The sequence below is a fragment of the Loigolactobacillus coryniformis subsp. coryniformis KCTC 3167 = DSM 20001 genome, from assembly GCF_002706425.1.
GTDB lineage: Bacteria > Bacillota > Bacilli > Lactobacillales > Lactobacillaceae > Loigolactobacillus > Loigolactobacillus coryniformis.
Genome location: NZ_CP017713.1, coordinates 2640282 through 2652418 on the forward strand (window position 1 = coordinate 2640282; position 12137 = coordinate 2652418).

A 12137-nucleotide genomic window follows, 5' to 3' on the forward strand; every position below is an offset into this window, starting at 1 on the left:
AATAATAACTGGACTACCTAGATAAAATTGAAATTAAATAATAATTCCATACCCCAATCATAAATGCAACCGGTTGCAAAATCAAGCATTATTCCTGATTTTTATTTTTTTCTTCTGTTTGCGCGGTTAAATCACGGACCGAATGACGGACCACAATTTGATGTGGCACGATGATCGGCTGCAGTTTGGCTGTTGGTTGATCTAACTGTAGCGCTAGTTCAGCAGCCCCTTCACCTAGTTGAACAGGAAAAACATCGATCGAAGTCAGTGACGGATGGGCCACCTGCGACGTGAACGAATTATTAAACGAAATGATCGACATTTTTTTACTCACGATCTGTTGTAGTCGCAACCCTAATAGATCATCACTGGTGACAAACGCCGTTATTTGCGGATGCTGCTGTAAAAAGGCGGTCACGTGCTGATGACTTTGTGTATAATCAATAAAATCCTCACGCAAACTTAATGACGGTAACTGCTGCTGCGCCATCACCTGTTTAAAGCCAGCCAGCCGTTCCTGTTGCACAATTTTAGTTAAATCAGTGTACAAAAATGCGATCTGCCGATGTCCATGAGCCAATAAAAATTGCGTGGCATCACGGCCGGCAGCTAAATTATCGGTATCAATGTACGGTGGTAATGGTCCAGCGGTCGCCGTTGGCTTACCAATGACCACGTACCCGACTTGATTTTGTTGTAACAGCGTCACCACCGGATCATGCAACTGCGAATATAGCAAAATAAACCGATTGATCCGCCCCCGCGCCAACATAAATTCCACATTGGCCAGTAACTGCTGCTGCGAGATCCCGGTTGCAATCGCTACCATAAAGTTGCGCTCTGTACTTTTGGCATTAATACCCTGCAATGCCTGCAGAAAGAACGGATTGGTAAATATTTCATGGTGATCCACTGGCAAAATAACACCAATCGTATTATTTTCATTATTGGCTAAATTTTGCGCCGAAAAATTCGGTACATAATTCAACTGCCGCATCGCCGTCTCCACCCGTTGCCGCGTCTTGGCACTGATCACCGGATTACCCCGCAAAGCCCGCGATGCCGTTGATGGTGACACCCCAGCCAAACGGGCCACATCACGAATCGTTGCCATGCACTCACCTCCAACTTGATTTTCTTTTTATCTTACGGCAGTGCGTGGTAGTTTGTAAAGTGTTGCATTAGAAAAAATGAAGCACCTGGTACTCACCACCACTAAATTTAAAACAACGTAAAAAAGAACCGTTCTCTAGCCTACCAGCGGAAACGGTTCAAGCACAAAAAAACCAACTGTTGATCTTGCTAACTTGCCACACCACCTGAGCCGCTGGTATGGCATTTTTTACACCGTTGGCTTACCACAAACTCATTTAATTGGCAAAAATAGCCGCTAAAATTAGCGACTATCGCAACTCTATTTTCCCGCAACATACCGGTACCGGATCGCGGTACGCATGGTGACCCCTGCCGGTAGCACAATACTACCGAACGCAGCGTGGTGTACGGCATCCGGCAGTACCTGTGCTTCGGTGGCTAGCGCGTCATAAGCGCCACCGTTGCCCGCTAAATTAGCGGTGTAAATGACTAGACCGTTGCGCTCGGAAAAGATTTCAACGTGGCGCTTACCGGCAATATCCCCAACCTGTGCGATCGGGGTCGTGGCGCTAGGCTTGACTAGATAGGCATCGTCAAACTCGGTGCCACCATTTTCTTGGGCAAGTTGTTGCAGCGCTTGGCCCATTGGTTTCGCACTCGTGAAATCGTAGGCGCTACCTTTAACATCTAGTAATTGCCCAGTCGGTATCTTATCAGCGCGTAGTTCAGCGCGCTTGACACCGTTAATTTGCAGCCACTGCTGATTGATCGAGCTCTTTTGGCCGTCAGTTACGTTCCAATAAACGTGGTTCGTCGGGTTAAACAGTGTATCTGCCGTGCTGTGTGCGGTGAACTCGATGGTCACTTCATCGTCAGCCGTTAAGGTGTATTTAACCGTCAACGTTAAGTCGCCTGGATACTGATCAAGCGCGCTTGAAATCTGCCGAGTAAAAATAACCCCGCTGCTGGTGGCAGTGTCAAACGACGTCCCCACAAAATTCAGCGTGCTGAATCCATGCGTACCACCATGGATCGCATTGCCTTTTTCAGTGGTTTCCAACTGATAAGATTGGCCATTTAATTCGACTTGACCATCCTTGATCCGACCGGCAACGCGGCCGATCACCTTGCCTAATTGTGAATCAGTGGCGACGTACGCCGCCAAATTATCGTAATGATAAATCAATTGTTGCCGTTGTGCGCCCTCGATCACAGAAAATTCTTGCCAAGTCGCACCTAAACTCAAAACAGCTAAGCGGGTCCCATTTTGGTTGGTGGCAACAAAGCGCTGGATCGTTTTCCCTTCGTGTTGCCCAAAATCTTCAACTGTAACTGCCATTAAAACACCTCCGTAAATTAAAAAAAACGTGTTGCCTCAGTACTCAGTTGCTGCGCCGAGCGATCTGGTACAACACGTCAAAATCCTATGCTGTTTGTGTGCTGGCACGGAAAACAAGTTCAGTGCCGAGCTCGACGCGTTGTGGTACCCGGGGTCGTTGCGCGCGTTGCAACAATAGATCGACTGCAGTTGTGCCCATTAAGCGGGTGGCCACATGCACCGAGCTTAATTTGGGGTAAACATATTTAGCCAGCGCAGTATCATTGAAGCTAAATAAACTAACCCGCGCTGGCACGGCGATTTTTGCCTCTTGCAACGCCTTTAACGCGCCTGTCGCCATTGGATCATTGGCCACGAAAAACGCATGCGGTAATTGCGCCCCTAGGTCGGCAATCGCTTGTTTCATTGTCTGGTAACCGCCTTGGTTGGTAAAATCACTGGCAAAGCACAATTCAGATTGGTAAGCGTGATGGGCGGTCATTGCGGCACTAAACGCTTGGTAGCGTGGATCAGCAATTTTCCGCTGACCGTCGGTGGTCGTCTCGATGCCATAGATCAGACCGATATCAGACTGCGACTGTTGCCAAAAAAAATCAACAACTTGACGCACTGACTGGTCAAAATCGGTCAAGACACTATCAAAGCCGGCGGCAAATTGGTCATCGTCAACAAAGACTAAATTATCGGTCAAAGTCGCCAACTCATTGACCTGAGCGGCACTAAATTTACCCACGGCGATCACGCCGTCGATCTCTTCGGTCAGCTGATCGATATTATTTTGAAAAATACGCGTCACTGCTAGTTGGTGCTGTTGACTGCGTTGTTCGATGCCGAGGCGGATCGCCATGTAGTACAGATCGTCTTGTTCGTGCGCTTCCGAGTACCACTGTACGATCGCGATTTTGCGCATTTTCGTTGTACTAGGCGCTTTGGGGTGACGTATTTTCGTGTAATTCAGTTCTTCCGCGACCGCAAAGATTCGCTTACGGGTGGCCGCCCCGACGGACAGCGACTGATCATAATTGAGCACGCGCGAGACCGTTGTCAGCGAGACGCCAGCCGCGTGGGCAATATCTTTCAATGTGGTTGCCATGAAAATTCCTCCCAAAGGTACACCGTTTTTGTTACGTCCTATTATACCACCTAAAACGAATTAGCCTAGTTGGTCAACAAAGCGCTTAAATGCAGCTTGTCCAGCTGTTGTTTGTTTAAAAACACCAGCATCTTCTAAGACGCGGGCGAAAACTAAGCCGAGCTCGCGGTCCAAGATTTCGTGTACATTTTCAGCGGTAAAGGTGTAACGTTGCTGCAAATCAGCGACCCACGGCTGGTGGTACGCGGCGATTTCAACCGGTTGGCCGACTAAATAATCAGCGACTGCCTGCATTTCCGTCTTCAAGCGCGCTGGTAAAATAGCACGACCCATAACTTCGATCAAACCAATATTTTCCTTTTTGATGTGTTGAACATCAGGATGGGGATGAAAAATGCCATCAGGATATTGTGTGGAAGTTTGATTATCACGCAATACTAAGTCCAGCACATACTGCTGATCGTGGCGGTACGCGATCGGCGTAATTGTGTGATGGCGTGTTTGCCCTGTATAAGCACGAACATCGACACTTTCATCAGAATAGTCGCACCAAGTTTGCTGGATCGCTGTTGCTGCATTGACTAATTTTTCCGGTGTATCACTGGTTAAGCGAATTGTTGCTAGCGGCCATTTAACGATGCCGGCTTGTACGCCAGCCACAGTGAATTCATGAATGATCGGTGCTTTCATCATTGGGAAAACATGGCGACCCCCTTGATAGTGATCATGCGTCAACATTGAGCCACCAACGATCGGCAAATCGGCGTTGCTACCGACAAAGTAATGCGGCAACATCCGCACGATCTCTAATAAATTAGTGAATGTGTGCTGATTGATCACCATTGGTCGGTGTTCTTGATTGAGAAAAATAGCGTGCTCGTTAAAATAAGCGTACGGCGAGTATTGAAAACCCCAAGTCTCGCCGCCAAGGGTAAACCGAATGATCCGGTGATTACTGCGCGCTGGGTAACCTAGCCGACCAAGATAGCCTTCATTTTCCATGCATAACTGGCATTTGGGATAATCAGTTTGTGCCTGATGTTGTGCCGCTGCAATTGCTTTAGGATCCTTTTCCGGTTTCGATAAATTGATCGTGATCTCTAAGTCACCATAATTTGTCGTCACTGGGAAAACAACATTTTTGGCAATCGCACGAGTTTTGATGTAATCATTTTGTTGACTCAATTGATAGAAGTAATCGGTTGCTGCCATTGGGCTGACTTGATAATGATTCCAAAAAGCACCGTTGACTGTTGATGGCCGTGGTGTAACCAGATCCATTAGTTCAGCATCCAAGATTTCTCGAGCTGTCGGTGTATCATCAATTTTCTGATTAGCGACTGCCGCATCAAGTAACGCAGCCTCTAAGTCTAACAAATCTGGCGTGTCGTCTGTTGGTAGCTGCTCACCAACTAAAGCATAAACCCGGTTAGTTAAATAAAGCCGATCTAGCGGTTGATACTCCTGATTTAATTTTAAAATATGCGTTACAAATTGAACTGCTAAGTCTGCCATACTATTTGGCCTCCCCATAGCCGTGCGGATGGCTTTGTTTCCAGTTCCATGCCGTGCGAATAATTTCTTGAATATTGTCATACTGTGGTTGCCAGCCTAAAGTAGCACGAGCTTTGTCGCTAGCTGCAATCAATGTTGCGGGATCACCAGGCCGCCGTGGAGCTTCGGTTGCTGGAATTGGTTGCCCCGTCACTTTACGGGCAGCTTCCAAGATTTCCTGATTAGAAAAACCAGTAGCTGAGCCCAAATTAAACGCATCACTAGCGCCACCTTTAGCTAAATACGCTAACGCTAAAATATGCGCGTCCGCTAAATCAACCACATGGACGTAATCGCGGACATTGGTGCCATCCTTAGTTGGATAATCTGAACCAAAAATCTTCAATTCGTCGCGTTCGCCAGCTGCAACTTGCAAAATAATCGGAACCAAATGTGTTTCTGGATGGTGATCTTCACCGATAGTTCCATCAGCTTTAGCACCAGCAACATTGAAGTAGCGCAAGGCCACAAATTTGATGCCATAAGCTAAATCAGCCCAGTGCATGATTTTTTCCATGGCTAATTTACTTTCACCATAAGGATTAGTTGGTACTTGCGGATCAGTCTCTTTAATTGGAATCTGTTTTGGTTCGCCATACGTTGCGGCTGTTGATGAAAAGACGATTTGCTTGACGTTATGCCGTTCCATGACTTCCAACAAATTGATCATCCCGGCAGTATTATTATCGAAATATTTCAGCGGTACCCGCATCGATTCTGGCACTACTGAAAATGCGGCAAAATGAACCACGCTATCAATTTTTTCCGTGGTAAAAACTTGTTCCAAGAAATTCGTATCCCGCACATCACCATAATAAAAACGAGCTTGTGTATTTACCGCTGCACGATGGCCGGTTACCAAATTATCTACAACCGCCACATCAAAGCCCTTTTCCACCAATCGATCAACTGTATGCGAGCCAATATAGCCAGCACCACCTAAAACTAAAACTGTCATTTGAAGAATCCTCCCATAGTTTTCATTTAGCGTAAACGTGGGCTGAAAAGCCCGATGTTCGGTGTCTAGCAAGTATCTAATTTATTACACGTTTGTTAAACAGACCTTGCTTCCCGATATAGATTAGCGCAACCAGGCTCAGTCGCACTGCACATTTTTATCGCCTGGCTAGGCTATTCCGAACACTCTTTCAGCACACTTTCTAATCTTCGATTTCACGAGGTCCGTCAGCAATTTCAGCCACATAAAACGTTGGTGCATAGCCGATTACTTGCTCATAAGTGGTGCCAACATTTTTCTGGAATGCAGCTACTTGGTCTTTAGCGACGATGGCGATGGCACAGCCACCAAATCCCGCACCAGTCATCCGGGCGCCAAGGACACCAGGTTGTTCCCAAGCAGTTTCAACCAAGGTATCCAGTTCTTTACCGGTTACTTCATAATCATAATGCAACGAAACGTGGGAAGCATTGACCAATTGGCCGAATGTAGCTAAATCATTTTTGCTTAATGCAGTCGTTGCTTGCAGGGCACGTTGATTTTCAAAAACAGCATGGCGAGCCCGGCGTAATAGCGTATCATCATTAATCAAATAGGCAGCACAATCAAAACTATCCTTATCCAAATCACCTAATGACTTGATTGGCAGTTTTTCCTGTAACTTCGCCAATGCTGCTTCACATTCACCACGGCGTTCATTGTACTTAGAATCTTGTAATTCACGCCGTTTGTTCGTGTTCATAATCACAATCACACGATCGCCTAATTCTACTGGGCTGTATTCATACTTCATCGTATTAGTATCTAGTAAAATTGCTTGGTTGGCTTTACCCATCCCAATGGCAAACTGGTCCATGATGCCTGAATTTACACCGATATAGTCATTCTCTACTTTTTTACCAGTGCTGACTAAGTCCAACTGCGAAATATCTAAATTGAAAACAGTTCGAGCAATCGTTCCCATCAATAATTCGATCGAAGCGGATGAAGAAAGCCCAGCACCATCAGGTAAATTGCCATGAACGTATAAATCAAAACCATGATCCATTTTGAAGCCAGCCTGACTGAGCTCGTAAAGCATCCCTTTTGGATAATTAGTCCAACCAGCTGTCTTTTGATAAGCTAAATCAGTAATATCAAACGTTACTGTGCCCTGATCAGGGACGTTGGCAGAATACATCCGTACCGTAGTATCTTGTCGGCTGGCATAGACTCCGTATGTGCCTAAGCTAATGGCACAAGGAAAAACATGGCCACCATTGTAATCCGTATGTTCACCGATCAAGTTGATTCGCCCAGGTGAAAAGAAAACGCGTTCCGGTTCAGTTTTAAAATAAGCTTTAAATTCATTACGAAGATCTGCTGTGTTCATGGTAGTACCTCCTGATTTTACTAAACTTTACTATCTTATGCTGTCAGTATAGTCTAAAGCGGTTTCAAATTCAAGGCCAACACCGAAAAAGGTATGCTACTTAACCTGAATTTGCTCGCTATGACTAGTTTTGTTCACTTTGTGCTGCTTTTAATTTAGTTTCCAATTCAGTAACGATTGCTTGATGCTTAGCTTCTGATAACTTCACTTTAAATAAGTAGACCAAAGCTGCAATTACGATCAATACAATTGGTGCGAAAAACATATAACTTCTAAAATTCAATAGTTGGCCAGCGCTAATACTGCTTGGTTTGGCATTGCCGATCATACCAGAATGAACTGCCGCTAAACCCACAACACTATTAGCGATCGCACCGGCAACTTTATCCAACAATGGTCGTACGGATAAAGTGACCGATTCATTTCGTGTGCCATTTTTCAATTGGCCGTATTCAACACTATCGGTGATCGTCATTAAAGCAGCTAAGAAAATCATTGGGTATGGGAAGAAGAAAATACCGACGGCAATCAGAACCGCAATTACATTGTGGCCCGCCAACAAGAAGATAGCGTATCCAATTAACATCATCACAATGCCACCGACATAAATAGCTCGGCGTTTGATCAAAGCAACTAATGCTGGGAATAAAGAGACGGATATAATGCCTAATACCGCTGTGATCACCCCGACTAACCAATAATAATTAGCGTGTCCGAGTACGTATTGGAAATAATAAGCTAAAAGTGAGTTAGTAACGACATAACTTAACGCGAACAAGAAGTAAGAAAGTGATAACCACATTAATTGATCGTTTTTGGCTAACACCTTGAAAACATCGCGGAAACGGACTTTTTCGCTATTTGCACGAATCAAGCTCTTCTTCTCTTTAGTGCCCATTGCTGTCGCAAGCGCCCCCAAGAAAGAGATCAAAGCAATAACTACCGCAAAGCCGATCCAGCCAGCATGAGTTTTGGTGTCGCCATGGGTCCCTGAGAATAGCTGGGAGAAAAAGACGATCAGCGGGAAGATAATGATCGGTACCCCTTGGGCTCCTAGCGTAGAACCTAAGCGACCAATCGTCCCAAATGTTGCCCGCACTTTAGAATCTACACTTAAAGCCGGTAACATGGACCAAAATGAAATGTCTTTGAACGAGTAGAAAATATCTAGGATCACAAAAGATAAACCGAATAAAACCAGATACAATACCGGATTTTTGGTGGTTAACCCACCAAAGTCAGTAAAAACGATAACCAACATCACCGAACTGATCGCTGCACCTAGCAGCAGCCAAGGTTTGAATTTCCCCCAGCGCGTTTCAGTATTATCGACTGCACCACCGATCAACGGATCAAACATAATTTCAACTAACCGAATTCCTGTCATCAACACCGTCACATAACCAATCATTCGCGCATTAAACGCCTTATCAGCCGTATCGAATAACTGACTAGTTATGAACAACATCAAGTAAGTACTTAACGTTTGGTAAAATGCATCATGCCCGAATGCGCCTAAAGCATATGAAGTATATTGTTTTACATGTTTCATATTCTTAATCTCCCTTAAATCCTATTTTGGATATTGTTAAGTTAACGTGGTTGAAAAAGCCAATTGCTGCGCCTAGTTAGGCTAGCACTCAAAAGCCGAACACTTTTTCACCACACGCTATTTTTGCTCAATACCGCCGCTCGATAATTTTTTGTAGAATTGCATCACGTTGGGTTTGCTTAGCCACATCAAATTGTGTTTTTTCTAGATCATTGAAATCTTGCGCTAACATAAGCGCTTCCAAATATAACCGTAATTGGCGCTTGATATAGACTAAATCGTCCTCGTCATCCTTTTTGGGACTTCCTGGTAATACCATTTGGGCAAACTCTTTCGGATCAATGATGATCTTTTCATCCTTTTTAGCCATCTAAATCGCTCCATTCTATACTTAGCAGTAAATTTACTGTTAAACTTCTATATTATTTTCGGTAACGATAGGTAGTGCAATAGATTCTATGCGCTTTATCTGTAACCGATTTCTAAAGTATAGACCAGTTTTAGTGAAACTTCAACCTGATTTTACTGAAATATTACTGTAATAAAAAAGCTTAGACAACTTGGATTGTCTAAGCTTCGCTGTAACGTTAAACTAGATATAATAAAACAGAAAGGTCGCGCGCACTATGAAATTGATCCACCAACCCATTCAATACCAAAATGAACCCGCTGCCAAATTAACTGGCTACCTCAGCGATAATTCACCTGAGATCGAGCCGCTGCGTGTTCGCCCTGCTGTTGTGATCTGCCCCGGCGGCGGTTATGAAATGACTTCTGATCGCGAGGCCGAACCAGTGGCTTTACAAGTTATCGCTAGTGGTTGCCAAGCTTTTGTCTTACGTTATAGCGTTAGCCCGACCCGCTATCCAATGGCGTTACATCAATTAGCCTACAGTGTCGCCTTGATTCGGCAGCATGCCGCCGAATGGCACGTCGACCCACAAAAGATCATTGTTGCTGGTTTTTCTGCTGGCGGCCATCTTGCTGCTTGTCTAGGCGTATTCTGGCATACTGCTGAACTAGCTAATATTGGTCTATCACCGGCGCAGATGCAACCTAATGGCCTTTTACTCAGCTATCCCGTAATCACTAGTGGTGAATACCGCCATCAAGGCTCCTTTAACAATTTACTTGGCACTGACCAAGCAGCTTTAGCTAAGTTATCTGTAGATCAGCAAGTGACTAACATGACGCCACCCACCTTTATCTGGCACACCGTTGCGGATGGCTCAGTACCAGTAGAAAATAGTTTACTATTTGCTCAAGCCCTACGTCGTGCGGGCGTCCCCTTTGAGTTACATCTATTTCCTGATGGCCGCCATGGCTTAAGCCTAGCCACTCCTGAAGTCAATCCTGATCAACAATTTGATCATCCCGAAGTTGCGGTTTGGTTTGACCTATTTATCACTTGGTTGCGGCGTAATATCTAAATATTGATCAATCGGACTTTGACAATATCCGCTTGCAATGAAATGTCTTCCACAATTGCGTATACGCAAGCTGCCGGGGGACTTTTATTTTATAGATATTAGTATAAACCGTCCCCTGTGCGGACTGCTCACTGCTAAAACTAACATCCGTGATCTTAATGCGTTGCGTTTTAAAGTATTGTCGCAAGTAACGCTTAGTGGCTAGCTTATCCCGATACTTGATCTCGATTTTCTGCAACGTATCAATATGAATGATTTTCTGCAAAAAGGCTAGGACGCCGATCACCACAAGCGCGCTGATAATGGCAATCTCATAATAACCCATCCCTACCGCGATTCCCAGTCCAGCAACTGCCCATAGACTTGCGGCAGTGGTCAATCCTAAAATTGAGTAGCGGGTCACAATGATCGTACCTGCACCAAGAAAGCCGATACCACTGACCACTTGCGCGATCAAGCGCGCTTCGTCTGCGCGTACAACCCCGGCATAGCGCGGAAAGGAACGCGCAAACTCAATCGCCTGAAAGCCGATTTTTTGCTGGATCATGGCGATCACACAAGCGCCGACGCAAACTAAAATATGTGTCCGAATACCTGCCGGTCGATTCTTGTACTCCCGATCATAACCAATCACTCCCGCAATGATCACCGCTAGTAGCAATCGGGCCACAATTTCATCCGTGGTAACTCTAAGCGCCATCTAATCCCTCCAATTATTTTGTAAAAATATGCTTGATCATACTCTTTAAACTAGGTGCACGAACTAACTTCTCCGCTCCAATATGATCACGCATTGTCCGCAAGACTTCTTTGGCATCCTTAGACGCAAATACGTAACGCACATTGCGCGTTGTCTGAATCGTATAGCGCTTCACTTTTTTACCCGCAACTTCAGTGATTACTTGTTCAATATCAGTCCATGGTATCTGGACTGAGTTGCGTTGCGCCCGTTTATTAATAAATTCAAACCCTTGCTCACCGAGCTGAATCTTACCGTATTGTTGCGTCCCTAAAAATAAAGTCGCCGTCACTGTTAATTCAAGCTGCGTATTGATCGATTCAACCATTATCCTACCCCACTTTTTCAACTGTTATTATGGATAATTATAGCATTTACACTACCAATTTAACGGTTACACACTAAGATATTTCAAAGTTAAGCGCGCTTGAAATCGCGCTTAACTACAATTATTAATAAACCAGCAACTACTACGCCTCGGTTCACTTCACTAGCACCACAAAAATAGCATTACCTTCATCAATTGAAGGTAATGCTTATTTAACATCCTATAGTTCATTCCCGTGGCCAGTAATTCTCTTATACAGGCGGCCAAAGCTGCGTTTTATAACATCGAAGAAACTTAATGACCGAACCATATGACTAGGGTCAATATGTTCACGAATACCACGCAATAACGCCTTTGTTTTTTTAGCTGAAAAGGTGAAAGTCCCGTTATGCTTAGTACGCATCGCAAAACGTGGAATCCAGCGTCCCTTAAACATGACTGACGCCAACACATAATCTAGTTCTGACCATGGTATTTGAATAAAATCACGCTTATTACGGTCATTAAAAAATTCAAAACCTTTGTCACCGATCATAATTTTACCGTATTTAGCTGTCCCCATAAAAGAGGTCGCATCGACTACTAAATCGACTTTGGTGTTGATTGATTGTACTGCCATCAGCATAACTCCATTTCTTTTTCATATTCTAAAAAACGATCCACCTATAGTTTAACAA

The 12137-nt window shown here is 44.6% G+C and carries 11 protein-coding genes and 1 pseudogene; 1 reads left to right on the forward strand and 11 read right to left on the reverse strand.

The genetic code is table 11. The features are described 5' to 3' along the window. Positions 1-88: 88 nt before the first annotated feature. From LC20001_RS12800 to LC20001_RS12835, 8 genes are all read right to left on the reverse strand, one after another. Positions 89-1114: a LacI family DNA-binding transcriptional regulator gene (locus LC20001_RS12800; protein ID WP_010009201.1), complete on the reverse strand. Its 1026-nt coding sequence runs from the start codon at positions 1112-1114 to the stop codon at positions 89-91. A gap of 300 nt (positions 1115-1414) precedes the next feature. Next, positions 1415-2434, reverse strand: coding sequence for an aldose epimerase family protein (locus LC20001_RS12805; RefSeq protein ID WP_010009202.1), 1020 nt, complete (start codon positions 2432-2434; stop codon positions 1415-1417). An 85-nt stretch (positions 2435-2519) separates the two neighbouring features. Continuing rightward, entirely contained in the window at positions 2520-3527 is a 1008-nt protein-coding gene (locus LC20001_RS12810; RefSeq protein ID WP_010009203.1) for a LacI family DNA-binding transcriptional regulator, read from the reverse strand. A gap of 60 nt (positions 3528-3587) precedes the next feature. Further along, the gene (locus tag LC20001_RS12815) at positions 3588-5042 is read right to left on the reverse strand and encodes a UDP-glucose--hexose-1-phosphate uridylyltransferase (RefSeq protein WP_010009204.1); all 1455 of its coding nucleotides are present in this window, start codon (positions 5040-5042) and stop codon (positions 3588-3590) included. 1 nt (position 5043) lies between these two features. Next, positions 5044-6039, reverse strand: a complete 996-nt coding sequence (gene galE, locus LC20001_RS12820) for a UDP-glucose 4-epimerase GalE (protein ID WP_010009205.1) — start codon at positions 6037-6039, stop codon at positions 5044-5046. Between the two features lie 202 nt (positions 6040-6241). After that, positions 6242-7411, reverse strand: coding sequence for a galactokinase (locus LC20001_RS12825; RefSeq protein ID WP_010009206.1), 1170 nt, complete (start codon positions 7409-7411; stop codon positions 6242-6244). Between the two features lie 124 nt (positions 7412-7535). Then, on the reverse strand, positions 7536-8963 hold the full coding sequence (locus LC20001_RS12830; RefSeq protein ID WP_010009208.1) for a glycoside-pentoside-hexuronide (GPH):cation symporter: 1428 nt from the start codon (positions 8961-8963) through the stop codon (positions 7536-7538). Between the two features lie 127 nt (positions 8964-9090). Continuing rightward, positions 9091-9333, reverse strand: coding sequence for a hypothetical protein (locus LC20001_RS12835; protein ID WP_010009209.1), 243 nt, complete (start codon positions 9331-9333; stop codon positions 9091-9093). A gap of 256 nt (positions 9334-9589) precedes the next feature. On the opposite strand from LC20001_RS12835, the gene LC20001_RS12840 reads away from it, so the two are divergent. Next, on the forward strand, positions 9590-10393 hold the full coding sequence (locus LC20001_RS12840) for an alpha/beta hydrolase (protein ID WP_010009210.1): 804 nt from the start codon (positions 9590-9592) through the stop codon (positions 10391-10393). Here LC20001_RS12840 and LC20001_RS12845 read toward each other — a convergent pair. The 3 genes and pseudogenes from LC20001_RS12845 to LC20001_RS12855 form a co-directional block, all read right to left on the reverse strand. Further along, positions 10390-11093 (reverse strand): annotated as a pseudogene (locus tag LC20001_RS12845) (MgtC/SapB family protein). The gene LC20001_RS12840 and the pseudogene LC20001_RS12845 sit on opposite strands and share 4 nt — an antisense overlap. 13 nt (positions 11094-11106) lie before the next feature. Further along, the gene (locus LC20001_RS12850) at positions 11107-11460 is read right to left on the reverse strand and encodes a DUF956 family protein (protein WP_010009213.1); all 354 of its coding nucleotides are present in this window, start codon (positions 11458-11460) and stop codon (positions 11107-11109) included. Positions 11461-11680: 220 nt separating this feature from the next. Continuing rightward, positions 11681-12079 (reverse strand): DUF956 family protein, encoded by a 399-nt coding sequence (locus LC20001_RS12855; RefSeq protein WP_003678513.1) that lies wholly within the window; start codon positions 12077-12079, stop codon positions 11681-11683. Positions 12080-12137: the final 58 nt, after the last annotated feature.

Excerpts from the sequence above, each read along its gene's own strand:
- LC20001_RS12805 (WP_010009202.1), bottom strand. The coding sequence starts at position 2,434 with ATGGCAGTTACAGTTGAAGATTTTGGGCAACACGAAGGGAAAACGATC.
- galE (WP_010009205.1), bottom strand. The coding sequence starts at position 6,039 with ATGACAGTTTTAGTTTTAGGTGGTGCTGGCTATATTGGCTCGCATACA.
- LC20001_RS12835 (WP_010009209.1), bottom strand. The coding sequence starts at position 9,333 with ATGGCTAAAAAGGATGAAAAGATCATCATTGATCCGAAAGAGTTTGCC.
- LC20001_RS12830 (WP_010009208.1), bottom strand. The coding sequence starts at position 8,963 with ATGAAACATGTAAAACAATATACTTCATATGCTTTAGGCGCATTCGGG.
- LC20001_RS12810 (WP_010009203.1), bottom strand. The coding sequence starts at position 3,527 with ATGGCAACCACATTGAAAGATATTGCCCACGCGGCTGGCGTCTCGCTG.
- LC20001_RS12800 (WP_010009201.1), bottom strand. The coding sequence starts at position 1,114 with ATGGCAACGATTCGTGATGTGGCCCGTTTGGCTGGGGTGTCACCATCA.
- LC20001_RS12855 (WP_003678513.1), bottom strand. The coding sequence starts at position 12,079 with ATGGCAGTACAATCAATCAACACCAAAGTCGATTTAGTAGTCGATGCG.
- LC20001_RS12840 (WP_010009210.1), top strand. The coding sequence starts at position 9,590 with ATGAAATTGATCCACCAACCCATTCAATACCAAAATGAACCCGCTGCC.
- LC20001_RS12825 (WP_010009206.1), bottom strand. The coding sequence starts at position 7,411 with ATGAACACAGCAGATCTTCGTAATGAATTTAAAGCTTATTTTAAAACT.
- LC20001_RS12815 (WP_010009204.1), bottom strand. The coding sequence starts at position 5,042 with ATGGCAGACTTAGCAGTTCAATTTGTAACGCATATTTTAAAATTAAAT.
- LC20001_RS12850 (WP_010009213.1), bottom strand. The coding sequence starts at position 11,460 with ATGGTTGAATCGATCAATACGCAGCTTGAATTAACAGTGACGGCGACT.